21 protein-coding genes and 1 pseudogene are annotated in these 24793 nt (G+C 63.4%); 15 read left to right on the top strand and 7 right to left on the bottom strand.

The features are described 5' to 3' along the window. Nucleotides 1-692 (top strand): class II fructose-bisphosphate aldolase (fbaA, locus tag CQ020_RS22470; RefSeq protein ID WP_105694077.1); only part of this gene is annotated, 692 nt, incomplete at its 5' end. Further along, nucleotides 692-1114 (top strand): DUF3151 domain-containing protein, encoded by a 423-nt coding sequence (locus CQ020_RS22475; RefSeq protein WP_105694078.1) that lies wholly within the window; start codon nt 692-694, stop codon nt 1112-1114. The genes fbaA and CQ020_RS22475, both read left to right, overlap by 1 nt. 83 nt (nt 1115-1197) lie before the next feature. Here the strand turns inward: CQ020_RS22475 and CQ020_RS22480 are convergent, their stop codons facing one another. The 3 genes from CQ020_RS22480 to CQ020_RS22490 are packed head-to-tail and all read right to left on the bottom strand — an operon-like array spanning nt 1198 to nt 4168. Beyond that, nucleotides 1198-2019 carry an ABC transporter ATP-binding protein gene (locus CQ020_RS22480; RefSeq protein ID WP_105694079.1) on the bottom strand — a complete coding sequence of 274 codons (822 nt, stop codon included), beginning with the start codon at nt 2017-2019 and terminating at the stop codon, nt 1198-1200. Next, nucleotides 2016-3080, bottom strand: a complete 1065-nt coding sequence (fepG, locus tag CQ020_RS22485) for an iron-enterobactin ABC transporter permease (protein ID WP_105694080.1) — start codon at nt 3078-3080, stop codon at nt 2016-2018. The genes CQ020_RS22480 and fepG overlap by 4 nt, the downstream gene beginning before the upstream one ends. Further along, nucleotides 3077-4168, bottom strand: coding sequence for an iron chelate uptake ABC transporter family permease subunit (locus CQ020_RS22490; protein WP_105694099.1), 1092 nt, complete (start codon nt 4166-4168; stop codon nt 3077-3079). The genes fepG and CQ020_RS22490 overlap by 4 nt, the downstream gene beginning before the upstream one ends. 163 nt (nt 4169-4331) lie before the next feature. Here CQ020_RS22490 and CQ020_RS22495 point away from each other — a divergent pair, with 163 nt between their 5' ends. Next, the gene (locus CQ020_RS22495) at nt 4332-5324 is read left to right on the top strand and encodes an ABC transporter substrate-binding protein (RefSeq protein ID WP_105694081.1); all 993 of its coding nucleotides are present in this window, start codon (nt 4332-4334) and stop codon (nt 5322-5324) included. A 95-nt stretch (nt 5325-5419) separates the two neighbouring features. Here CQ020_RS22495 and CQ020_RS22500 read toward each other — a convergent pair whose 3' ends face one another. Continuing rightward, on the bottom strand, nt 5420-6052 hold the full coding sequence (locus CQ020_RS22500; RefSeq protein WP_024819365.1) for a hypothetical protein: 633 nt from the start codon (nt 6050-6052) through the stop codon (nt 5420-5422). A 223-nt stretch (nt 6053-6275) separates the two neighbouring features. Between CQ020_RS22500 and CQ020_RS22505 the strand changes: the two genes are divergently transcribed. From CQ020_RS22505 to CQ020_RS22550, 10 genes and pseudogenes are all read left to right on the top strand, one after another. Continuing rightward, nucleotides 6276-6614, top strand: a complete 339-nt coding sequence (locus tag CQ020_RS22505) for a hypothetical protein (RefSeq protein WP_105694082.1) — start codon at nt 6276-6278, stop codon at nt 6612-6614. 136 nt (nt 6615-6750) lie between these two features. Continuing rightward, nucleotides 6751-7491, top strand: coding sequence for a SipW-dependent-type signal peptide-containing protein (locus CQ020_RS22510; RefSeq protein WP_105694083.1), 741 nt, complete (start codon nt 6751-6753; stop codon nt 7489-7491). A 9-nt stretch (nt 7492-7500) separates the two neighbouring features. Then, on the top strand, nt 7501-8088 hold the full coding sequence (locus CQ020_RS22515; RefSeq protein ID WP_258142165.1) for a signal peptidase I: 588 nt from the start codon (nt 7501-7503) through the stop codon (nt 8086-8088). A gap of 73 nt (nt 8089-8161) precedes the next feature. Next, on the top strand, nt 8162-8953 hold the full coding sequence (locus CQ020_RS22520) for a hypothetical protein (protein ID WP_181151998.1): 792 nt from the start codon (nt 8162-8164) through the stop codon (nt 8951-8953). Next, on the top strand, nt 8950-10677 hold the full coding sequence (locus CQ020_RS22525) for a choice-of-anchor G family protein (protein WP_105694084.1): 1728 nt from the start codon (nt 8950-8952) through the stop codon (nt 10675-10677). The genes CQ020_RS22520 and CQ020_RS22525 overlap by 4 nt, the downstream gene beginning before the upstream one ends. Nucleotides 10678-10882: 205 nt before the next feature. Continuing rightward, nucleotides 10883-12172 (top strand): adenylosuccinate synthase, encoded by a 1290-nt coding sequence (locus CQ020_RS22530; RefSeq protein ID WP_024819369.1) that lies wholly within the window; start codon nt 10883-10885, stop codon nt 12170-12172. A gap of 154 nt (nt 12173-12326) precedes the next feature. Continuing rightward, nucleotides 12327-13784: an MFS transporter gene (locus tag CQ020_RS22535; RefSeq protein ID WP_105694085.1), complete on the top strand. Its 1458-nt coding sequence runs from the start codon at nt 12327-12329 to the stop codon at nt 13782-13784. A gap of 10 nt (nt 13785-13794) precedes the next feature. Then, complete coding sequence (locus tag CQ020_RS22540; RefSeq protein ID WP_105694086.1) at nt 13795-14682, top strand: SMP-30/gluconolactonase/LRE family protein; 888 nt, start codon at nt 13795-13797, stop codon at nt 14680-14682. 76 nt (nt 14683-14758) lie between these two features. Next, a complete protein-coding gene (locus CQ020_RS22545) occupies nt 14759-14992 on the top strand; it encodes a DUF6480 family protein (protein WP_024819372.1) in 234 nt (77 codons plus the stop codon). Between the two features lie 82 nt (nt 14993-15074). Continuing rightward, nucleotides 15075-17915, top strand: a pseudogene (locus CQ020_RS22550) (FAD-binding and (Fe-S)-binding domain-containing protein). 15 nt (nt 17916-17930) lie between these two features. Here CQ020_RS22550 and CQ020_RS22555 read toward each other — a convergent pair. Beyond that, nucleotides 17931-19679 (bottom strand): L-aspartate oxidase, encoded by a 1749-nt coding sequence (locus CQ020_RS22555; RefSeq protein WP_105694087.1) that lies wholly within the window; start codon nt 19677-19679, stop codon nt 17931-17933. 71 nt (nt 19680-19750) lie between these two features. Here CQ020_RS22555 and CQ020_RS22560 point away from each other — a divergent pair, with 71 nt between their 5' ends. Next, nucleotides 19751-20692, top strand: a complete 942-nt coding sequence (locus CQ020_RS22560; protein ID WP_105694088.1) for a LysR family transcriptional regulator — start codon at nt 19751-19753, stop codon at nt 20690-20692. Between the two features lie 6 nt (nt 20693-20698). On the opposite strand, the gene CQ020_RS22565 is transcribed toward CQ020_RS22560, so the two are convergent. Beyond that, nucleotides 20699-21685: a malate dehydrogenase gene (locus CQ020_RS22565; RefSeq protein WP_105694089.1), complete on the bottom strand. Its 987-nt coding sequence runs from the start codon at nt 21683-21685 to the stop codon at nt 20699-20701. 227 nt (nt 21686-21912) lie between these two features. On the opposite strand from CQ020_RS22565, the gene CQ020_RS22570 reads away from it, so the two are divergent. Then, on the top strand, nt 21913-23190 hold the full coding sequence (locus tag CQ020_RS22570) for an NAD(P)/FAD-dependent oxidoreductase (protein ID WP_105694090.1): 1278 nt from the start codon (nt 21913-21915) through the stop codon (nt 23188-23190). Nucleotides 23191-23355: 165 nt separating this feature from the next. Here the strand turns inward: CQ020_RS22570 and CQ020_RS22575 are convergent, their stop codons facing one another. Further along, on the bottom strand, nt 23356-24783 hold the full coding sequence (locus tag CQ020_RS22575) for an aspartate ammonia-lyase (RefSeq protein ID WP_105694091.1): 1428 nt from the start codon (nt 24781-24783) through the stop codon (nt 23356-23358). Nucleotides 24784-24793: the final 10 nt, after the last annotated feature.

Here is a 24793-nt window from a genome sequence, read left to right on the forward strand (position 1 = left end):
TGGCCGCGTCCGAGGAGGCCGTGAAGGCGGGTAAGGACCCGATCTTCAACTCGCACATGTGGGACGGCTCGCACGAGGCCTTGTCGGAGAACCTGCGGATCGGCCGTGAGCTGCTGGAACGTGCTGCTGCTGCGAAGATCATCCTTGAAGTTGAAATCGGCACTGTTGGTGGCGAAGAAGACGGTGTTGAGAACGAAATCAACGAGAAGCTGTACACCACCACCGAAGACGCCCTGGCCACCATTGAGGCCTTGGGTGCCGGTGAGCATGGCCGTTACCTGACCGCGCTGACGTTCGGTAACGTGCACGGTGTGTACAAGCCGGGCAATGTGAAGCTCCGCCCGGAGTTGCTCAAGCAGATCCAGGCCGAGGTGGGTGCGAAGATCGGCAAGGAAAACCCGTTTGATCTGGTCTTCCACGGCGGTTCGGGCTCCACTGAGCAGGAAATCGCTGATGCTGTTTCCTTCGGTGTGATCAAGATGAACATCGATACCGATACGCAGTACGCGTTCACGCGTCCGGTGGCCGGGCACATGTTCTCCAACTACGATGGCGTCCTGAAGGTCGACGGCGAAATGGGCAACAAGAAGAGCTATGACCCGCGCGTTTGGGGTGCTTCGGCCGAAGCCGGCATGGCCGCGCGTCTGGTTGAAGCTGCCCAGCAGCTCGGATCGGTGGGCAAGACCTTCTAATGTCCGACGAATTCCGCAGAAACCTGATGGGGCCGGAGCCAACGCTCCTGCCCGCCGAAACCGAGATCTACCAGCACCTGGCACTCGGCAACGAGGCGCTGGACCTGGTGGCCAAGAACCCCACGTCGTCTCTTCTATGGGCCATCCTTGCCGAGGAAGCCTGGGACGAGGGCCGGACCATCGAGTCCTACGCCTACGCCCGTGTGGGCTACCACCGCGGCCTGGATTCGCTGCGCCGCAACGGTTGGCGTGGCGTCGGACCCATCCCGTGGGAGCACGAGCCCAACCAGGGCTTCCTGCGTGCTCTCTACGCATTGGGCCGGGCGGCATCGGCAATCGGTGAAGCTGAGGAGCCGGAGCGGATCGAGAAGTTCCTGAACGACTCGGACCCCAAAGCCAAGGCAGCGCTCGAAGCCCGCTAGGAACCAAGCAGACAACGACGGCGGCCCTCACCAAAAAGGTGAGGGCCGCCGTCGTCGTTAAGGGCTTGAGGCGGAGAACAGCGTTAGTCCGTGACCGCCGCGTGCCTCGGCCTTCCCAACGGAACCACCAGCGGCGTGTGCGTCACGGGATCGTCAATAATCCGGCAGGCCATCCCGAACACTTCCTCCACCAAGGACTCGGTGATCACGTCAGCGGGGGCGCCCTCGGCCGCCACCGCGCCGTCCTTCATGGCGATGATGTGGTCTGCGTAGCGGCTGGCGTGGTTGAGGTCGTGCAGCACGGCAACCAGCGTGTGGCCCTTGTCCAAGTTGAGCTCGCGGAAGAGTTCCAACAGCTCGATCTGGTGCGCGATATCAAGGAAGGTGGTGGGCTCGTCCAACAGCATGAGCGGGGTCTGCTGGGCCAAGACCATGGCCACCCACACGCGTTGCCGTTGGCCGCCGGAAAGTTCGTCCACGAGCCGTCCGGACAGGGCAGAGACGCCGGTGGCCTCCATGGCCTCCACCACTGCGGACTCGTCCGCCACACTCCATTGCCGCAGCAACTTCTGGTGCGGGTAGCGGCCGCGGGCAACGAGGTCGGCCACGGTGATGCCGTCGGGCGCGATGGAGGACTGCGGCAGCAATCCGAGGCGCCGTGCCAGCTCTTTCGCCGGAAGCGAGGTCACGGACTTGCCGTCCAATAACACCTGTCCACTGCGGGGCTTGATGAGCCGGGCCAGGGCGCGCAGCAGCGTGGATTTACCGCAGGCGTTGGGCCCGACGATCACCGTGAATTTGCCCTCGGGGATGCGCACGTTGAGGTTCTCGGAGATGATGCGTTGCTCGTAGCCGATGGTCAGTGCTTCGGCGTGGAGTTGAGGTGCGGCTGTAATGAGGCTCATGATTTCCTTGCTTCCCTGGCCAGCAGCCAGACGAGGTAGATACCGCCAATGCACACCGTCACAACGCCCACAGGCAGCTGAATCGGGGCAAACAAACGCTGGGCCGCGAGATCGCTTGCCGCCAGGAGTAAAGCGCCCATGACTGCCGAGGGCACCAGCGTGATGCCGGCACTCCGGGTCAGCCGACGGGCAAGCTGCGGAGCGGCCAGGGCAACGAAAGCGATGGGCCCGGCTACGGCAGTGACGGCTGCCGTCAGTGCGACGCCCAGGATCAGCAACAGCAGACGCGTGGGTTCCGCCCGGACGCCCAAAGCGCGTGCGGCGTCGTCGCCCATTTCCAGAAGTTGCATGCGGCGCGCGACTGCCAGCGTGGCCAAGCCAACTACAACAACCACGACGGCGGCAGGCGCCGCCTGCTCCCACGTGATGCCGTTGAGGGACCCCGCTCCCCAAACAGCTGCCGCCAAAGCGGCCTCGAGCTCGGCTTGCAAGATCAGCCAATGGTTAAGGGCGGCCAGCATCGCGCTGATACCGATGCCCACAATAATGAGCCGGAAACCTTGGGAGCCGCGACGGTAGGCGAGCAAGTAGACGGCCAGTGCCGTGAGGATGCCGCCAACCAAGGCGCCTGCAGCAACGCCAAGATAGCCGCCGCCAACGGTCAGCATCACTATCAACGCGCCGGTGTAAGCGCCGGTATTGAAGCCGATGATGTCCGGGCTGCCCAGGGGGTTGCGGGTCATGGACTGGAAAATTCCGCCGCTCATTCCCAAGGCTGCGCCGAACACCAGCGCCGAAAGCACCCGGGGGAGCCGCCATTCCATGACGATTGTTTGGGCCAGTCCAGGGGCGTCGCCGGTGAAGGCCTGGAGGACTTGCTGGACGGTGACGTCGTAATCGCCGGTGGCCAGCGAAATGACGGCCACGGTCAGTGCGGCAAGGATCAACGGCAGGCAGACGAGGATGCTACGGAGATCGAAGCGGAGGCTCAGCGCACGGGTGCGGAGCAGGACTGTGGACCGGCCAAAGTCGAGGTGGCTGCCGGGGTCCAGCCGGGTCACAGCCCGCTCACCTTCCGGCGCCGCGCCAGCGCTATAAGCACCGGTGCCCCGATGAATGCCGTCACCACGCCCACTGGGAGTTCGCCGGGAGCGGCGATCCTGCCCAGCACGTCCGATACCAGCAGCAGGATAGGGGAGAGCAGTACCGTGGTGGCCAGAATCCAGCGTTGGTCCGGACCCACGATCCAGCGGGCCACGTGCGGAATCATGAGCCCCACAAATCCGATTGCGCCTGCTCCGGCCGTTGCGGCTCCGCTGAGAAGCGTGATGGCCACGACCCCCAGGATCCGGGTGCGGTTGACGTTGGCCCCGAGGGAGGTTGCGAGGTCGTCGCCCAGCGCCACGGCGTTGAGCCCGCGGACGGAGAACAATGCCACCAGCAGGCCAACGCCCATGAACGGCAGGACGGTGAAGACCGACTCCATGCTTCGGGTGTCCAGCGATCCGATGCTCCACGAGCGCAAGTGGTCAAAAGCTTTGGGGTTCAGGAGGGTGAGTCCTGAGCCGATACCAGTGAGGACCGCGCCCAAGGCAACACCGGCCAAGGTCAGCCTGATGGGGTTCACCACGTTCCTGCCGGAGGTCCCGATCAGGTAGACGGCTCCCGTGGTGAGGATGGCGCCAAGGAACGCAAACCAGATGTAGCCGCTGAGCGAGCCGACGCCGAAGACTCCGATGGCAATCACCATGGCAAAAGAAGCGCCGGCGTTGACGCCCAGAATGCCGGGGTCTGCCAGCGGATTCCGTGTAATGGCCTGAATGAGTGCACCGGCAACGCCCAAAGCAATTCCCGCGGCCATGCCCATCAAAGTGCGCGGCAGCCGATTTTGCAAGATGATGGCGTGATCCGCCGTGTCCTGAGGATTGGTGAACGCTTCAAGGACCGTGGTGGCTGGAATGAACTTGGCTCCGACGCCGAGACTTAACACAGCGGCGCCGAGGAGGACTGTCGCGGCGAGAACCAGGAAGAAAATCCGCCAGCGGGATCTATTGACGACGCCGGGTATGGCAGCGGCGCTTGCGGCCGGACGCGCCGGAGCGGCTACTTGGGACATGACGTCGCCGATGGGGACACAGCAGGGGACCATTTCGAGGAGGGGCATTAAGAAGACGGCTATTCCGTGACTGTTGTCACAACGTCACAGAAGTGTGCCTTAATTAGGTTAGCCTTACCCAGTGAAAAATGACGATTTTGAAGTACGGCCGACTAGGGCATCCCCTCATCGCAAAAATGCAGTGCGCAAGCTTGCGATGAAGGTGGCCGGCGCCGCCGTGGCCGTGGGCCTCCTCGCAGGCTGCGGCACCAGCGGTGGATCAGGTTCGGCCGCCGGCAACGCCGATGTTGCCACGGGCGGTTCCAAGTTCACCACTGCGGACCAGGAAACGGCCAAACTCGGCACGGACGCTGCCCCGGGCGTTTTCCCGCGAACCCTCAAGCACGCCAACGGGGAAACCACCCTGGAGAAGAAGCCCACCCGCGTGGTGGTCCTCGACACCGGCGAGCTGGATGACGTGGTGACCCTCGGCATCACTCCGGTGGGCATGGCCACCACTGAAGGTGCCAACCCTGTGCCCACGTACCTGGCTGACAAGGTCAAGGATGTGGCCTCGGTGGGCACCATCCAGGCCCTCAACCTTGAAGCAATCGCTGCGCTCAAGCCGGATCTCATCCTGGGCAGCCAGCTGCGGGCCGACAAGCTGTACAAGCAGCTGTCCACGATCGCTCCCACGGTCTTCAGCATCCGCCCGGGCTTCCCGTGGAAGGAAAACTTCCTGCTGGTGGGCAAGTCCTTGGGCGAAGAGGACAAGGCCGTCAAGGCGCTCAACGATTACCAGACCGAAGCGGACGCACTCAAGGCAGACGTGAAGGGAGACCCCAAGATCTCCTTGGTCCGCTTCCTCCCCGGCAAGATCCGCCTGTACGCGAACAAGTCGCTGATTGGCGTCATTTTGAAGGACGCAGGCCTGTCCCGTCCGGAGAACCAGAACATCGATGAACTCGCTGCCGAGATTTCGGCCGAGAACATCGAACAAGGCGATGCCGACTGGATCTTCTACAGCAGCTACGGCGATCCGGCCGCCACCGGCGAGACGGCCGTGGTTGAGGGCGCTGTCTGGCCCAAGCTCGGCGCAGTCAAGGCCGGCCAGGCGAAGTCAGTCAGTGATGACGTTTGGTTCCTCGGCCTCGGCCCCACAGGCGCACAGCTGATCCTGAAGGACCTCCGCAGCATGTTGGTCAGCTAAAGACGCCCCACCCAAAGCACCCGAATAAAGCACCCCAACAACGACGGCGGCCCTCACCAAAAAGGTGAGAGCCGCCGTCGTTAAACTCGTGCTAACTAGGCCTTGCGGGGAATTCCCGTACGGGCCATGGCCTCGGCGTAGGCGCCGTGGATGGCGTCCAAGTATTCCTGCTGGCGGGCAGGGGTTCCAGCGAAGGAGCGGCCACCGAGCGAGCGGACCTTGAAGGTCTTGAAGCCGCGGCGTGCGATGCTGGCCGGTGCGGCCTTCATGAGCTGATCGGCGAGGCGGTGTGCCTCATTGCCGTGTGCCACCAGGGCGGAGGTGCGCGGAAGGAGCTGCAGAAGGCGCAGGAGCGGCTTGAGGCCCTCGGTGATGTTGGCAGGGGTCAGCTTGCCCGGTTCCTCGGAAGGTTCGATCCAGGGGTACGCATTCCAGGGCATCATGAGCTCGGGGCGCAGGCCCAGCTGCCACTGCATGCCCAGCATGCGGGTGGTGGCTTCTTCGTCGCCCGGGTTGATGAAACCCTCGCCGGTGTTGGTGCGCTGATTGGAGAAAAGGCTGACGATTCGGCAGTCATCCATGCTGTGCGCGGGGTCGATGTAGAGGACCTCGCTGCCCGGCTTCTGCACCTTGATGGAGTCGCACAGCTCGTTGACCTCGGCGATGTGCGGTTCGTAACGGCGGTTCCAGAGGATTTCTTCGGGTGATTCAGTCGCCAGTTCTTGCATCAGGGGTTAGGTCTCCTAGGTGTTACAGCGCACCGTTCCGAGGTGCCGCGGGCATGCCGCAGCCGAACCTCAAAGGGTGCTGTTGGGGGCTAACTAACCTTACCGGACTATGGGGGTGAACGGGGCCCTCTTCGGCGCGCCCTTTAAATGCGACCTGGCGTGTTGCCCGGAAACGTGTCGGGCGTCTCGACGCCGGCAGGCACCGTGCGGGATGATGCGGCGTATGGATCAACCAGGGACGTCCGCTGCCGCCACTGACGCTTTCGAAGGTCTGGGAGCCGAGCTGGCTCCGGCCGGCGTGGTGCTGGGAAAAATGTTCGGTGCGAGATCGCTCATGCTGAACAACAAAGCGCTGGCCTGCCTCAACGGAGACAAAGTGGTGTTCAAGCTGGGGCGGGACAGTCAAGCGTTTGCCCCGGCGCTGGCACTTCCGGGCGCCGCACTTTTTGACCCGTCCGGAAGGAACCGCCCCTACAAAGACTGGGTGGAAGTCCCCTTCACTTCGCACCAGGAATGGCCGGCCCTTGCTGAAGCGGCGCTGCACTTCGTAGCAGGCGGTTAACCCTAAAGTGCACTCCAGCCCGACGCCGTTTTTCTCACGCACATAATGGCTGTGAAACCACCGGTTTCGGGGGAAACCGTATGGCCACCCCACCAGATTCAGGTCTCAGTGTCACCTACCGTGGGGGTAAGAAAAAATGGTTGCAAAAACTTCATCCAATAAGGCCACGAAGGTCCGGGCGCTCCTTGCCGGCGGACTTGTCCTGGGCGTTGGTGCAGCATTCACCTTGGCTGCCTGGACGGATAATGAGTGGATCTTCGGTAATTCAGGTGGGGACAACGGCCCCGGTACCCTGACGTACCACATGGAGCAGAACACGTTCACGAACACCAACGGCGGTGGGGCTGATCTGTGGAGCGACAAGCCGAACATCCCCACGGCGCCGGATTCTTCCGCGGGTGGAGACAACGATGGCGCCCTGACCTTCGGTGCTATCTCGGCCGCCCTGAAGCCCGGCGATACAGCCTACGCACCCATGCAGCTCAGGGCTGCAGCGGGATCGGAAGCGCTGACCGCCACCCTCGCTGAAGCCCTCAAGCTTGGCGGAACGGCCCCGGCCGCTGACACCACTGACAACTCCCTGGCCCTCTACAACGCCTTGACCGTCCGCGCAGTGTATGGAGTCGGCCAGCTGGACTGCGCAGCGGGTACCTTGACCGGTGGCACTGACATTGTGGGTTCCGCAGGTGCCAGTGTGCCGTTGACCACCACGTCCGGCGTAGCCATCTCCTTGCCGAAGGGTGCGGACGCAGCTACCGCGGGCGCCGCAGTGGATGTCTGCTTCGCCATCACGCTCCCGGCCACGGTGACCGACGTGACCCTTCAGGGCAAGCAGACCATCCCGCTGTGGAGGTTCACCAGCATCGCCGGCTCGTAGCCAAGCTCTGTGACAGAGCCTTTGACCCGGACCAGAAGCTCGTTCCCGCTGCCGCCTGCGGCCCCTGCCGCGGGAGGGGCGGGTTTCTGGCCCGTCATCTTCCGGGTCCTCAAGGTCTCACGCGAGGTTGCACTGACTGCGGTGGCCCTCCTGGGGTTGCTGTGCATTGTGGCGTTGGTACTGGGATTCATCTACAAGGCCTCGTTCGTGGTGTTTCGGACAGGCTCCATGGAACCGATCTATCCCGTGGGAGCTTTGTCGCTCACCGTTCAGGTGCCGGCCGAATCCCTGGTTCCGGGTGACGTCGTGTCAGTGAAGCGTTCCGAATCCGGGGTGTTGGTAACGCACCGGGTGGTATCGGTGGAGCCGGGCGGTTCCGGGGCATCGCTAAGACTCAAGGGTGACGCCAACAGTTCCGAGGACCCGCTGCCCTACGAGGTAGATACAGCCCAGAAGGTGCTGGCAACAGTCCCTGCTCTCGGCTCCTGGGTGATGGCCATGAGGGGACCCGGTTTCATTGGCGGGGCCACTTTGGCCGTGGCCGTGCTGGTGGTGTGGGCGTATTGGCCCAAACGGGTTGCCCGGCACAAGGGGTAACCCGGCCCCATCAAGGATTCGTCCCGCAAGGATTCAATTCCGCGCAAGGAATCAACAGGGAGGTGATTGAGCAGTGAAACCGTGGACGCAAGCAGTGAAACGGTGGATGCAGGCAGCGGCGGCGTGTGCCGCCGTCGTGTGTGCAGTGACGTTTGCGCTCCCCGCCAAAGCTGCCGATCAGCTCATCCCGGTTCCGGAGAACGGCACGCCCGGCCTGCTGTGGCTCTCCTCATCCGTATACCCTTTGGAGTTTCCCGCGCTCGACGCCGGCGACTCCTTCTCCTGGCAGATCGGGTTGTCCCTAGAGAAGCCACAGGCAACGTCCACGCTCCAGCTCACGGCCGGAGGTGGTTTGGCGGGGGCCGGTGGCTACGTCATCGCGGTGGACGAGTGCGCCACTCCCTGGCAGGGCAACAGCGGGCTCAACCAACAGCTGGAATGTCCGCCGGGTTCGACCCCCCGGATCGCCGCCACCACTTTGGAAGCCTGGGACCAAAGCGTGCGGATTCCGCTGAGGGACCTGCAAACCGGAACATCGCCCTACCTGCGTTTCATACTGAGTAAACCGCTGAACAGCGCACCTCCGGAGGGTGCCCAGCTCACCTTGGGAATCGGGATCACTGCCATGGGAGACGACGACGGCGGGAGCGCACCTGCGCCGCCACCGCCCGCTGACGGGAACACCTCGGTGGACGGACGCGATCCGCTGGGGGATACGGGTGCCTCGTCTTTGCCGGCACTCTTCGCTGGTGGCGGGCTTCTCCTTGTGGGGGCTGCCCTCCTGACCATGCTGAAGCGCACGCGCGAACCTGTGGACCCGCACGAAACTTCAGACCCGCGCGAAACTTCAGGGCAGGGCACATGAGGGCACGGCAGATCTTCCGCCGGGTTCTGAACCGGCCGCGCCGCTTTGTCCTCGTAGCAGCCACTGCAGCCATTACGCTCGCTGCGACAACCAGCGTCACCACCGCTGCCTGGACAGACAACGAATGGGTGAGAAGCGCCGTCGGCGTCAGCTCGCCGGGTGACTGCAGCACCAACGCCATGTTCACCAACCAGTCCTGGGCCAGGCAATTGCAGGGCACCGTACTGAACACCAACCTGGACACGGTGGCAGGAGTCCAGGGCCTGACGGTGCTGAACAACGGCACCACCGCCACCAGGACGCCCCTGTCCGCAACCCCCGTTCCCGGAACCACGGACGCTTACGTCACCAAGATTCCGGTCTCGGTCCTGGGCAGCAGTCCTATCTCGGTGGGCCTGGGACTCGGTTTGCCCGTGGGCGGAGTGGGCACCTATACACAATGGGCCCGCTCCGAAAACAGTGGCCAAGCACATGGCGCGTCCGGTTTGGTATCGGATCAGACCGGTGCCGTGGACGTAGCCGGGACAGCGCAGGGGGCGGCGACAGCGCCGAAATCGGCCTCCGTTAATCTGGGCAACATCGTCCCGGCCTCGCTGGCTGGAGTCACGCTGGACGTGGGGGCAGTAGCTTCGTCGTCTCAGCTGGACGGCTGCGACATGATCAACGGATGGCCCACGCTGGATCCCACCCCTGAGGTGCAGCGCCAATACGGCATTGCAGGCTTGGACCTGAACGCAGCAATTCCGGCAGTGGGTACTCTCTCCACTCAGGGTGCTTCGCTGGTGGGTGCCGTGCCCACACAGCTGAATGCCTTGTTGGGGACCGGAGGGTTGACCACCGGGATCAGCAACGGTATTTCTGCGCTCATCAACCCTGTCCTTGGCACTCTGCAGCTGGGATCCATCAGCACTACTGCCACGTTGTCCGCCCCGGACCTCACCGGGGTCACTGCCCTCATGACCGAGTCCATGACCGATGGCATTGTGACCGTCAACCTGGGGACGGGCACAGTCAGGGTCAACATCGCCTCGCTGGCCGGCGGCACTCTGGGTCTGAACGGCATGGAAGCAAATCATGCTGTGGTCCTGGACGCAGCCATGGCAACAGCTGTGACCAACAGGGTGACGGCATTGCTGGATTCGTGGAAGAACCGGGTCCTCACCGCGCTCACCACGGCCTTGCGGTCCATCACACTGAATGCGAACACCAACATCACGCTGAAACTGGCAGGCCTGAACGCGGCTACCATCGGGGTGAAGATCGGGCCGTCCACCCTTGGCCAGTTCCTCGATGGGACCGCGGTGGCCCCTGTTGTCACGGCCGACGTTCTGGGCCTGGACATCGGGGGCGTCGTAGCCGCCCTGCTCACACCCGTCACCTCCATCCTCCTGACCGGTACCAACAACGTGGTCAAGAACGTCCTCAACGCCACCATCTTCAACGCCGGCCTCGTCACCAACCTGGGCGCAAGCCTGCAGTTACTGATCACACCGGTGATCAACGCCGTCGGGCCCCTCCTGACGGCAGTCCGGACCCTGGTGGCCATCAACGTCAATGTTCAACCGGACCAAAGCTGGCCCGGGACCAAACCGGCGGATGTTACGGCGGCGGCGGGGGAGTACAAGGTCTCGGCCATCAGAGTGGGGCTGGTGGACAGTGCCGGCTTGCTGAGCCTGCAACTGGGCAGTTCCGCGGCTGGTCCTGTGGCGCTCGCCGTTCCTTGACTTATCCACAACGGCGCCCCAACGCCAGCCAAACACCAGAGAAACCGCTGGGATCGGCTAAACTTGGCTGGTAAGAGCCCCGAAACTCTTGCGTATGCCGTGCCTCTGGGCAGGCTGCACCAGCTACGTCGGGGCATTCTCATGTACGGCGTCTAGTCCTGGTCATCCGGCTGGGTTTGGGCCCGAAAGAATGGGGGAGGATCCCATGCCCGCTATCGTGATCGTCGGAGCCCAGTGGGGCGACGAAGGCAAAGGCAAAGCAACCGATCTGCTCGGTGGCCGCGTTGACTACGTGGTCAAGCCCAACGGCGGTAACAACGCCGGGCACACCGTGGTTGTTGGCGGTGAGAAGTATGAGCTGAAGCTCCTTCCCGCGGGCATCCTGAGCCCCAACGCAATCCCTATTATCGGCAATGGCTGCGTGGTGAACCTGGAGGCCCTCTTCCAGGAAATCGACGGCCTTGAAGCCCGTGGCGCGGACACCTCCCGTCTTCGCGTTTCGGCCAACGCCCACTTGGTTGCCCCGTACCACCAGGTGCTGGACAAGGTGACCGAGCGCTTCCTGGGCAGCCGAGCCATCGGCACCACGGGCCGCGGTATCGGCCCGGCGTACATGGACAAGGTGGCCCGCTTGGGCATCCGCGTCCAGGACGTCTTTGACGAGTCCATCCTCCGCCAGAAGGTGGAAGGCTCGCTGCGCCAGAAGAACGAACTCCTGGTCAAGGTCTACAACCGCCGCGACATCGTGGTGGACGAGATCGTGGAGTACTTCCTGTCCTTCGCCGAGCGTCTGCGCCCGCTGGTTATTGACAGCACACTTGTCCTCAACAACGCCCTGGATGAGGGCAAGGTTGTGCTCATGGAAGGCGGCCAGGCAACGTTCCTGGACGTTGACCACGGCACGTACCCGTTCGTCACTTCGTCCAACCCCACAGCTGGCGGCGCGTCCGTTGGCTCGGGCATCGGTCCCACCCGCATCTCGCGGTCCATCGGCATCATCAAGGCCTACACCACCCGTGTTGGCGCCGGACCGTTCCCCACGGAACTGTTCGACGACATGGGTGTTTACCTGCAGAAGACCGGCGGTGAGTTTGGTGTGAACACCGGCCGTCCCCGCCGCTGCGGTTGGTACGACGCCGTCCTGGCCCGCCACGCTGCCCGCGTGAATGGCTTCACGGATTACTTCGTCACCAAGCTGGATGTCCTCACGGGCATCGAACAGATCCCGGTCTGTGTTGCCTACGACGTTGACGGCGTGCGCCACGACGAAATGCCCATGACGCAGACCGAGTTCCACCACGCAGTGCCCGTCTTCGAGTACTTTGACGGCTGGACCGAGGACATCACCGGCGCCCGCACCCTGGAAGACCTCCCGGAGAACGCGCGCAACTACGTGCTGGCCCTTGAAAAGCTCTCCGGAACACGCTTCTCGGCAATCGGCGTCGGCCCGGACCGCGACCAGACCATCGTGGTTCACGATCTGATCAACGACTAACGTCCAGCAAGTTCACGACGACGACGGCGGGTCACCTTGGTTCCTCACGGAACCACCGGGTGGCCCGCCGTCGCGGTTTCAGGGACTAATTTTCCGCCTTGCCGGGTTACGCGATGAAGAACGCAACCAGTGATGACGACGTGAAGGCGAGTACATGAGCACAGCTACTGACGAGGGAGTCGGGTTCCGGTCCCGCCGTGGACCCATTCTGATTGCACTGATGTTGGCCACGGGTTTGGTGGCGATCGATGCCACCATTGTTGCCACGGCAGTGCCGTCCATCGTGGCGGACATCGGCGGTTTTGCCTCGTTCCCTTGGCTGTTTTCCGCCTACCTTTTGGCGCAGGCAGTGTCCGTACCTGTTTACGCCAAGCTCTCGGATGTGGTGGGCCGCAAGCCGATGATCCTGGGCGGAATTGGCCTGTTCCTGCTTGGCTCGATTCTCTGCGGGCTGGCGTGGAGCATGCCGGCACTCATTGCTTTCCGTGTGCTCCAAGGGCTCGGGGCCGGCGCGGTCCAGCCCGTGGCGATCACGATTGCCGGCGATATCTACACCCTGGCGGAACGGGCAAAGGTCCAGGGATATCTGGCCAGTGTGTGGGCGGTCTCTTCTGTTGTGGGTCCAACGCTTGGAGGGGTCTTCGCTTCGCTGGGTATCTGGCGGTGGATCTTCCTGATCAACATCCCGCTGTGCCTTCTGGCTGGTTGGATGCTCCTCCGTACTTTCCACGAGAACGTGGAGCGGACCAAGCACAGGATCGACTACTTGGGAGCGGGGCTGCTGACGGTTTCGTTGAGCCTGCTCATCCTCGGAGCCCTTCAGGGCGGCCAGGCATGGGCCTGGGACTCGGCGATCAGCATCTACGTCTTTACCGGCGGAGCTTTGTTGTTCGTTGCGTTTCTCTTGGTGGAAAGGAAAGCTGCAGAGCCCATCCTGCCACCTTGGGTGGTCTCCCGCAGGCTGCTGGCCACCACGGCGATGATCTCTTTCGGCGTTGGTGCAGTCATGCTCGGGCTTACTACCTACGTCCCAACGTTCCTGGAAGGGTCACTGAAGACCTCACCGCTTCTGGCCGGTCTCGCTTTGGCTGCGTTGACCATTGGCTGGCCCATCAGTGCCTCGCAAGCCGGCCGGTTCTATCTCCGCATCGGATTCCGGAACACGGCCATGATCGGCATCTCCATCACGGTGATCGGCGCAGCCGTCCTAGCCCTCACTGCTTCCACACCCAATATTCTGCTGGTGGCTGTGGCTTGCTTCATCGTAGGGCTCGGGCTGGGCCTGGTGGCAACGCCGAGCCTCATTGCCGCGCAAACCAGCGTCGAATGGAATGAACGCGGCGTAGTCACCGGCACCAACCTCTTTGCCCGGTCAATCGGCAGTTCCATCGGAGTGGCCGTTTTCGGCGCCATTGCCAACGCCATCTATGCCAGCGGTCCCAGTGGTGGTCCCGATCCGCAAACCACCACCCTCGCGTCCTCAGCCGTCTTCCTGGCGGTGCTCGTCAGCGCTGTGCTCACGGTAGTGGCGGTTCTGGTGATGCCCGCGGACGGAAAGATCCGCACCAAAGAACGGGTTCGGAAGCCCAGCTCGGAACCCGCGAACGATTAGTCTCGAACGTATGGAAGAACTGATCACGGGCACCCTGGAAAAGTTGTTTGAAGGTACCATTTGGGCCGAGGGTCCCTTGTGGATTCCGCAGTCGCAGACACTTCGCTGGAGCGACATCCCCAACAACAGGATTCTCGAGTTCTCTCCCGGCACCGGAGCGACGCGCGAATACGCCACCGGCGTCGAGTACACCAACGGGCGCACCCTGCACCACGACGGCAGCGTGGTGCAGTGCAGCCACGGCCGCAGGCGTGTTGAGCGGGATCACGACGGCGTGGTGACGCCCATGATTGAAGCGTTCGGTGAGCATCGGCTCAACTCGCCCAACGACGTTGTGGTGGCGGGGGATGGCACGGTCTGGTTTACCGATCCTCCTTACGGGATCCTGCCCGGGACGGTGGAAGGCCACGAGGGCGAGCAGGAATACGGAGGTTGCTATGTGTTCCGCTTCGACCCGGCGAAGGAAGAACTGAGTCCGGTGGTCACGGATATGGTGCATCCCAACGGGCTCGCGTTTTCCCCTGATGAATCGCTCCTCTACGTTGCGGACACGGCGGGGCCCGGCAACGGAGTGCCGTTCCGGATTGCTGTTTACCCGGTGGAGGGTGGCTCGTGCGGGAAGGGCGGCACGTTCGTTGAACTCGACGACGACGCGGCGTCGGACGGTTTCCGCGTGGACGTCGAGGGCCGCGTGTGGACGTCTGCGGGCTCGTCGGTGCGCGTCTATGCCCCCGACGCTGCGCTGCTGGCCGCCGTCGAGCTTCCTGAAAAGGTGTCCAATCTCTGCTTTGGCGGGGCGGACGGTCAAGATCTCTACATCACGGCCACTACGTCCCTGTACCGGCTGCGGACGTCGACGCGGGATGCGGCAATGAGGGACCTCGACCCCAGAGCCTAGGCCCCAGCACCTAGGCCCGGGCACCTCGGCCCTATAACCTTGAACACAGCACCAGCACTGCGATCGAGGAGTGAATGTGTCCGGAAGCAACCCCGACCCGTATGAGGACAAGCTCACCGGCCTGGAGCCGGGCGGGGGAGTGCCCCCTGGAGAGACTCCTCCCGGCGAAGCATCGACAGCCGGTCCCCAAGGCCACGACGAAGGCGGCCCCAGGAAGGGCACGCAGTTTCTTTGGCTCGCAGCCATCGGTGCCGGCGTGCTGCTCACGCTCCTGTTCTTCATCGGCTACATCGTCGGCTTCTTCGACTAGGCGGCGGGGCGCCGAGCCCTGAAGGCGGCTGAACTGCTGAGATAATGCAGGCCACCCCCGTACTGGATTGGATGGTGCCCTCGTGGCTTCTCTTGATGTGTCTGGCTTCCGCGCTGCGGTGCAGGATCCCGCCGCCGTAAGTATCCGGGCCATCGATCTTCACGCGAACGCCCATGATGCCTCGCATTTCCTGTTGATCCCCCAGGCTGTGGTCACGGCTGAGAGCGCCGCCGACGTCGGAGGTTTGCTGCGTGCCAGCGCAGCTCAGGGCGTGCCGCTCACGTTCCGTTCCGGCGGTACCAGCCTCAGCGGACAGGCTGTCACCGATGGTGTGCTGGTGGATGTTCGCCGGAACTTCAGGAACATTGAAGTGCTCGACGACGGCGCCCGGGTCCGCGTCCAGCCAGGCGTTACCGTTCGGGCACTGAATGCGAGGCTCGCACGCTAAGGCCGGAAGTTCGGGCCGGATCCGGCCAGCGAGGCGGCGTGCACGGTGGGCGGGGTGGTAGCCAACAATTCCTCGGGCATGAATTGCGGCACCGTGGATAACACGTACCGCACCTTGGAGTCCCTGACCGTAGTGCTGCCTTCGGGGACGGTCATCGACACCGGGGCGCCGGACGCCGGGGAAAAGCTCCGCACCGTTGAGCCGGAGCTGTACCAGGGCCTGGCACGGCTGGCCGAGCGGGTTCGGAGCAACCCGGACTCTGCCCAGCGGATCCGGCAGCAGTTTTCCATGAAGAACACCATGGGCTACGGGCTGAACTCCCTGCTGGATTTCCGGGACCCGATACAGATCATGGCGCATCTGATCATCGGCAGCGAAGGCACCCTGGGATTCGTGGCTGAGGCGGTCTTCCGCACCATTCCGCGGCTCCAGCATGCTGCGACGGGTCTGTTGGTCTTCCCGGATCTTGAGGCAGCAAACGCAGCGCTGCCCATGCTGGTGGAAACGGGAGCCGCCACCATTGAACTCATGGATGCGTTGTCCCTGAAGGTGGGCCAGACGCTCAAGGGAACGCCCGCCGTCGTCCATGACATAGCGGTCCGTGACCATGCCGCCCTCCTGGTGGAGTACTCCGCAGGCAGCGCCGGCGAGCTGGAAGAGCTTCAAGGGCACGGTTCGGAAATCCTGCAGGGCCTTGGCTTGTCCGCCCCGGCGCGATTCACCGCCGATCCACGGGAGCGCGGTCAGTTGTGGCAACTGCGCAAGGGACTTTATGCTTCCGTGGCCGGCGCTCGCCCTCAAGGCACCACAGCACTGTTGGAAGACATTGTGGTGCCGGTGCCCGTGCTGGGCCGCACTAGCAGGGGCCTCATAGGGCTGTTTGAAAAATACAACTACAGCAACAGTGTGATCTTCGGCCATGCCAAGGACGGCAACGTCCACTTCATGCTGACCGACGGCTTTGCCTCGACCTCGGAATTGGACCGTTACAGCGCCTTCACCGAGGACATGGTGGACCTGGTCCTTGCCGAAGGAGGATCACTGAAGGCCGAGCACGGCACGGGGCGGGTCATGGCCCCGTTCGTCCGCCGGCAATACGGCGACGAGCTCTACGACGTCATGCGCACCATCAAGCGCCTCTTCGACCCCGCCGGCATGCTGAACCCCGGTGTGGTGATGGATGAGGACCCAGTGGCGCACCTCCGGCACATCAAGACAGCGCCGCCCGTGGCGGAAGAAGTGGACCGCTGCGTTTCCTGCGGCTATTGCGAGCCGGTGTGTCCCAGCAAGGACATCACTCTCACGCCGCGCCAGAGAATCGTCACGCTGCGTGCTATCGAATCTGCGCGATTGGCCGGGGACGTGGCCTTGGTGAAAGAGCTGGAGCGGGATTACGGGTACGAGTCGGTGGACACCTGCGCCGTGGACGGCATGTGCCAAACTGCCTGCCCAGTGGACATCAACACAGGTTCGCTGGTGAAGCGCCTGAGGAAGAACGACGCCGGCAAACTCACCAACGGTGCGTGGAACGCCGCAGCCAAGCATTGGGAAGGTGTCACCCGCGGCGCGGCTCTTGCGTTGATGGTGGTGGACAAGGTTCCTGCGGCCGTGATCATGCCGCCCAACAAGGCAGCGCGGGCGGTCTTGGGCGCAGATACCGTGCCGCTCTATTCTGTGGAGCTTCCAGGGGGAGGTCCAGTGCGAAAACGCCCTATCCCCGCAGGGCCGGTTGACGCCGTGTACTTCCCCGCCTGCGTCAACACCATGTTCGGGCCCGCGGGGTCCGGCCCGGCAGGTGCGCCCGAATCGCCCGGCCGCGGCGTGCAGTACAGCTTGGAGCAGCTTGCTGCCCGGGCAGGCCTCACGCTTTTGGTGCCGCAAGGTATCGACGGCCTGTGCTGCGGCACGCCGTGGTCCTCTAAAGGGATGGTCGATGGTCTGGAAACCATGAAAGCCAAAACTGCTGGAGCACTCCGGGCAGCAACCCGTGACGGCGAGCTGCCCATCGTCTGCGATGCGTCGTCCTGCACGGAAGGCCTGCGCCAGGCGGTGGAATCCGAAGTCCCGGCAGAGGGCCGGCTTCCCCTGCGAATCGTTGACGCCGTGGACTTTGCCGCCGAACGGATACTGCCCCGGTTGCCCGATCACCAAAAGCTCCCATCATTGGCGCTGCACCCCACCTGCTCCTCTACGCGGATGGGTCTCAATGATGCGCTGGGAGTGGTGGCCGGGGCCGTGGCGGAGCGTGTGGACATCCCCGAAAACTGGGGTTGCTGTGCGTTCGCCGGCGACAGGGGCATGTTGCATCCGGAACTGACGGCATCGGCAACCGCACGTCAGGCAGCGGACGTGGCGGACATGGACGCTGCTGCCCACGCCTCCTGCAACAGAACCTGCGAACTGGGCATGACGCGGGCCACCGGCTCCCAGTACCGGCATGTGCTGGAGCTGCTGGAAGAGGTGACCCGGCCATGACTGAACAAGCGGGTTTTACTCGACGAGCTTGCCGGCCACCGAGTCGTCCGCGTTTGCCTCGGCGAGGGCTCGGAAGGAATCCGGAGCCGGCGGAAGACTCTCGAACCTGACGCCCTCATCTGTTGACCAGATAAAGTTCCCCTGCAAGGTGGGATCTGCCTCCGGGAAGTCAGCACGGTTGTGGGCTCCGCGGGTTTCGCGGCGTTCAAGAGCGCACTCCAGGGTGGCTCGTGCTGCCAGGAGGGAGCCGAGGAGGTCGTAGGCGTGGGCCAGATCATCGAACCCTGCGATGTCCGGGTGGGCTGTGACCAACTGGGCGCGTTCCTCCAAAGCCGTCAGCTTCTCAAGTCCTCGTTCCAGTCCCTGTTCAGTGCGCACTACCCCGGCGTGTTCGGTCATGAGGTTGCGCAGTTCACGCTGCAGCCGCCGTGCGGACTCTCTGCCGCGGTCACTGAGCAGTGACTGCATTTCCCCGCGCGCTATTCCGACTGCGGCCGGATCCCGGACGAGGTGGGTGAGTGAACGGACGTAGTGGGCCACATGCTCGCCGGTAATACGTCCGTAAACGAGCAGCTCGATCAGTGAGTTGCCGCCGAGGCGGTTGGCGCCGTGCAGCCCGGAAGATGCCTCGCCGATAGCGTAGAGGCCGTTCACTCCCGTTCCGTGGTCCTCTGGTGCCACCCACACCCCACCCATCGAGTAGTGAGCGGTGGGCGCAATTTCGATTTTTTGGGTGGTGATGTCCAACATCTGCAGGTCGATCAGGGTGCGGTAGACCCTGGGCAGCTTTTCCATAATGGTTTCCCGCGGCAGGTGGGAGACGTCCAGGTAGACGCCGCCCTTCTCTGTCCCTCGACCTTCGGCGACCTCGGTGAATGCGGCCAGAGCAACCCTGTCCCGGGTGGAAAGTTCCATGCGCTCGGGGTCGTAGCGTTCCATGAAACGCTCACCGAGGGCGTTGGTGAGGATGCCTCCCTCTCCTCGCGCCGCCTCGGAGACCAAGGTGCCGGCGGCGTCGTCGGGCTCCAAGAGGCCGGAAGGGTGGAACTGGACTAGCTCGGCGTCGCGGATCTTGGCTCCGGCCAGCGCAGCCAGCCGGAAGGAGTCCCCGGTGTTCTCATCGCGCCGGGAAGAGGTGTGCCGCCAGATGCGGGTATGTCCGCCTGCGGCCAGGATCACCGCGTCGGCGTGGATCTGCACGGGGGTGCCGTCCACGACGTCGAATCCATAGGCTCCGAAGACGGTGCCGTCGGCCACGAGCAACCGGGTGATGTAGACGGTGTCGATGATGGGCACGTTCAACTCTGCGGCCCGGCGCATGAGGGTGCGCTGGATCTCCAAGCCGGTGTAGTCACCGGCGTAGGCTGTGCGGCGATACTTGTGGGCGCCGAAGAAGCGCTGTGAGATGCGTCCATCCTCCTCCCGGGCGAAGGGCATTCCCCACTGTTCAAGGTCCTCGATGCCACGGGCGGCGTTGCGGGCAACTGTCTCGACGATGGACGGATCGGCAAGGAAGTAGGACTCCCGCAGGGTATCGGCGGCATGCTGCTGCCAGCTGTCCTGAGGGTCCATGGTGCCCAAAGCAGCGTTGATGCCACCGGCGGCGAGGCTCGTGTGGGCGTCGTGCTTGCGACGCTTGCCCACCGCCAGCACCTGCACTCCTTGCTGGGCGAGTTCAATGGAGGCGCGCAGGCCGGCACCGCCGGTTCCGATAACCAGCACGGTGGTGGACATGAGGCGTTCTGGAGTGGTGTTGAGGTTCATGATGCCAACGCTAGAAGGGGCGGCGTGATGTTTCCAATGAATTGTTTGACTGAAGTCGATGCGTTTAGGCTATGACCATGAAGCTAGAGCAGTTGCGCTCCTTCGAGGCGATCGCCCGAGTGGGTCATTTCACACGCGCGGCCGAGCAGCTGTATCTCGCGCAACCTTCCCTCAGCAGGCAGATCGCGGCGCTGGAGGCCGATCTGGGAGTGGCTCTTTTCCACCGCGGACCGTCCGGGGCGACCCTGACGAATGCGGGGGAGCTCCTCCTGCCCATCGCCCGGCGCATGCTCGGCGACGCACAAACCGCGCGGGAGCAGATGAACGAGCTCGCAGGGTTGCGCCGTGGCCGCATTCGCCTGGGCGCCCCACCTACCCTCTGCGTCTCATTGGTGGCCGATGTGCTGACCTCTTTCCGAAGCGCGTATCCCGGAATTGAATTGCACATCACCGAAGGTGGTTCCCGTTTCCTGGTGGGTGCACTCAATGAAAGCGCGCTGGACCTGGCTCTGGTGGTCACCCGTGGAACGGACCCGGCCGTGCAGGGCACTGAACTGATTCCGTTGCTGACCGAGGAACTGGTGGTGGTCTCCGCCGCTGGATCGTCGTTGCCCGAAGAACTCACTTTGGAAGAGCTGGCGCGCATTCCGCAGGTCGCCTTCAACCGAAGCTACGATCTGCGGATGGCTACCGAGGCTGCCTTCGCCGCCAGAGGCCTGGAACCGGTGATCGCCGTCGAAGGGGCCGAAATGGATGCCGTGCTGCGGTTCGTTGAACGGGGACTGGGCGTCGCGGTGGTGCCGGCAATGGTTGTCATTGGCCGGCCCGGACTGCGCAGTGCCCGCCTGATCAACCCCGCACTGACAAGAACGGTCAATCTGGCCCGACGTAACGACATTGGCCCTTCAGCAGCCACAGCCGCAATGCAGGAGTTGATCTTCAGCACCGTGGACCGGCTGGCGGCACCCGGCACCGAGCTTGCCCGCCTGGTCACGCCCACGCGACGCCACTGATGGGCATCAGATCAAGCCGAGCTCAGCCACGGCAGCCCGCTCGTCGGAAAGCTCAGCGGCTGTAGCGTCCATCTTCCCGCGGCTGAACTCGTTCACTTCCAGTCCTTGAACAATTTCCCAGTCTCCGCCCGAGGTAGTCACTGGGTATGAATAGATGAGACCTTCGGGCACCCCATATGATCCGTCGGAGGCAACAGCCATCGAAACCCAATCGTCGTCGGGGGTGCCGAGAAGCCAATCGCGGGCTGCATCAATGGTTGCCGACGCTGCCGATGCCGCGGAGGACGCACCCCGGGCATCGATGATCGCTGAACCTCGCCGGGCAACAGTGGGGATGAAGTCGTTCTCGATCCACTCCTGATCGTTCACTACCTCGGCCGCGTTTCTGCCGGAGACCTCGGCGTTGAAGATGTCCGGGTACTGCGTTGCGGAGTGATTTCCCCAGACAGTCATTTTGCGGATATCTCCGACGCCGACGTTGGCTTTTTTAGCAAGCTGTCCCAGGGCGCGGTTGTGATCCAATCGTGTCAGGGCGCTGAACCGAGCGGCGGGGATGTCCGGGGCGTTGCTCATCGCAATCAGGGCGTTGGTGTTGGCCGGATTGCCCGTCACGCCGATGCGGACGTCGTCGGCCGCGACCCGGTTCAGTGCCTGGCCTTGTGCTGTGAAAATGGCACCATTGGCGCTGAGCAGCTCGCCGCGCTCCATGCCCTTGGAACGCGGACGGGCACCCACGAGCAGGGCAAGGTTGACGCCGTCGAAAATATGGTCGGCGTCGTCGCCGATTTCCACCGAGTCGAGTGTGGGAAACGCGCAGTCGTCCAGCTCCATCACCACACCTTCCAGCGCCTTCAAAGCGGGGGTGATTTCCAGAAGCCTGAGTTGAACTGGAGTATCAGCGCCGAAGAGGGCGCCACTGGCGATCCGGAAGAGGAGGCTGTAGCCGATCTGGCCGGCCGCGCCAGTCACGGCGATCTTGATGGGCGTGTTCACGTCACGTTCTCCTTGCTGATCGGGTCTTGCCGATGAGGCTTTGCGGGCTGTGAGTCATCCTGCCACAGAGCCATGGCGTGGCCCATTACTGAATCATAATTTCCGATGTGATTGCGCTGTTTTATTCGCTATGCAGATGCACTTGTGCACGTGAGAATGAATTAACCGTCACAGAAAAGGGCCGCAGCAGCCAGCTCGCTGCGACCTTTCGCCACATAGGAGATCACATGTCAAGCCAAGAGGTTGAGGTCCTCATCGTAGGCGCAGGCCAGGCCGGGGTAGCGATGAGCGAGCACCTGAGCGAGCGGGGAATTCCCCACATCGTCCTGGAACGCCACCGCATTGCCGAGCGGTGGCGTTCAATGAGGTGGGACTCCCTGGTTGCCAATGGACCCGCATGGCACGACCGCTTCCCGGGCCTGCAATTCACCGACATCGAGCCCGGTTCGTTCCCCTCCAAAGAGCAGGTAGCGGACTACTTCGTGGCGTACGCCGAGAAGATCGGCGCGCCCATCCGCTGCGGCGTCGAGGTCAGGTCCGTGCGCAGAAACGTCGGTGCGCCGGGCTTCCACGTACAAACATCCGACGGCGAGTACAACGCACGCTACGTCGTCGCCGCCACAGGGCCGTTCCAGCGGCCGGTGATCCCCGCCGTCGTTCCTGAAACTGACGGCCTGATGCAGATGCACTCAAGCTCGTACCGCAACCCCGGCCAACTGCCGCAAGGTGCAGTACTGGTGGTGGGGGCCGGTTCCTCGGGCGTGCAGATTGCCGCGGAGATCCAGCGTTCAGGCCGCCAGGTGTACCTCTCGGTTGGCCCGCACGACCGGCCCCCGCGGAACTACCGTGGCCGGGACTTCTGCTGGTGGCTGGGTGTGCTGGGCAAGTGGGACGCTTCCACGCCCGCTCTGGGCGCCGAGCATGTGACCATCGCGGTCAGCGGGGCAGAGGGTGGCCACACCGTGGATTTCCGGGCGCTCGCCGAGAACGGAATCAAGCTCGTGGGACGGACCATGGAGCTTCAGGACGGCACCATGCGCTTCGCGGACGATCTCCGTACCAACATCGCGAACGGCGATGCCCACTACTTGGAGTTGCTCGACGAAGCTGACGCCTACGTGGAACGCAATGGCCTGGACCTGCCGGAGGAACCTGAAGCCCGCTTCCTCAGGCCGGACCCGGAGAGCCTCACCAACCCCCTCCGCGAGCTGGACCTGGCCGGAGCTGGAGTTACGTCCATCGTGTGGGCAACTGGCTTCGCCGTGGACTACAGCTGGCTGCAAGTGGACGCCTTCGACGCCAAAGGAAAGCCGCTGCAGCAACGCGGCGTATCCACGGAGCCGGGCGTGTATTTCCTGGGGCTGCCATGGCAGTCACGCCGTGGATCCAGCTTCATCTGGGGTGTCTGGCACGATGCAAAGTACGTTGCAGACCAGATCACCATCCAGCGGAGCTACCTCACCCACAATGAGCAGGATGCGTTGGTGGCGAGCGGAGCCGTCTGACGCCTGACGCCAAGAGCAGAAGGGGACCACGCCAAGCAGGCGTGGTCCCCTTTTTGCTGCTGTTAGGTCTCGCGGCCACCGCTAGAGCCGGCAAGGCCCGACGGCGGCACTCGCGTGAGTGCCGCCGTCGGGCCTTTACGTATTGTTGCGTGCGCAGTTATCCGGTCAGCCGAGGCCCGCCAACGACTTGGCGGAAAGAGCCGCCTCCATTTTCTGCGGGTCGAGCAGTCCGCGCTCAATGACGAGTTCCGCGATGCCACGATGGGACGCGAGAGCTTCCTTGGCCAGTTCGGCCGCGGCGGCGTACCCGATCAGGGGCGCCAACCCGGTGACCACGCTGATGGATTCGAGCATCCGCTGCTGCAGCATCTGCGTATTGGCGGTGATGCCCACCACGCAGTGCGTCCGGAGTTGACGGCAGGCCACAGTGAGCCAAGCGATCGATTCCAGCAAGGCGTCGGCAATGACCGGTTCGAAAGCGTTGAGTTGGAGCTGCCCGGCCTCAACGGCCATGGTTACAGTGGCATCCGCGCCGATCACCCGGAAGGCAACCTGGTTGACCATTTCCGGGATGACCGGGTTGACCTTCCCCGGCATGATGGAGGACCCTGCCTGGACTGCGGGCAAGAGTATTTCTCCGAATCCAGTTTGCGGGCCGGAGGAGAGCAGACGGAGATCGTTGCAGATTTTGGAAAGCTTCACGGCAGCCCTCTTCAAGACGCCGGACACCAGCATGAAGACGCCCGTATCGCTGGTGGCCTCCACCAGGTTGGTTGCTGAGGTCAGTTGAAGGCCGGTGATGCAGCTGAGCTCCTTGATTACAGCTTCCCGGTACCCGGGGGAGGCGGTGATACCCGTGCCGATGGCGGTGGCTCCAAGGTTGGATTCCCGCAAATGCGGAAGGAGTTCAAGGAGCCTCAGGCCGTCTTCGCGGAGGGTGTCCGCGAAGGCCCCGAACTCTTGTCCCATGGACATGGGCACCGCGTCCTGCAGTTGGGTGCGGCCCACTTTGATGATTCCGGCGAACTCCGTGGCCTTGGTATCAAAGGCCTGGATGAGCCTGTCATGTTCCTCGCAGAACTCCGTTATTTCCCGCTGCAGGGCGATCTTGATGGCGGTGGGGTAGACGTCATTGGTGGACTGGCTGCGGTTCACGTCATCAATGGGATGCATCGCCGCATAGTCGCCTTTGCGGTGACCCATCAGTTCCAGAGCGCGGTTGGCAATGACCTCGTTGGCGTTCATGTTGGTGCTGGTTCCCGCACCGCCCTGGATGGTGTCCACCACGAACTGGTCATCAAGGTGGCCATCCATGACGTCCAGGGAGGCCTTTTGGATGGCTGCAGATTTGTCCGGAGGAAGAAGACCCAGGCTTTCGTTTGCACGTGCGGCTGAGTATTTCACGGCACCCAGGCTCCAGATGAGGGAACGAAGGGTGCCGATTGTTCGTCCGCTGACGGGGAAGTTGTCCACGGCCCTGTGCGTGCTGATTCCCCAGTAGGAAGCCTCGGGAACGTCCGCGTCCCCGAGGCTGTCCTGCTCTCGTCGTACTCCCGGCGTTTCCGTACTGGGAGAAGTTAGGTGTTCTGTCATGGTCCTGTTC

The sequence above is a fragment of the Arthrobacter sp. MYb23 genome (assembly GCF_002979775.1).
In the GTDB taxonomy this organism is placed as follows: Bacteria; Actinomycetota; Actinomycetes; order Actinomycetales; family Micrococcaceae; genus Arthrobacter.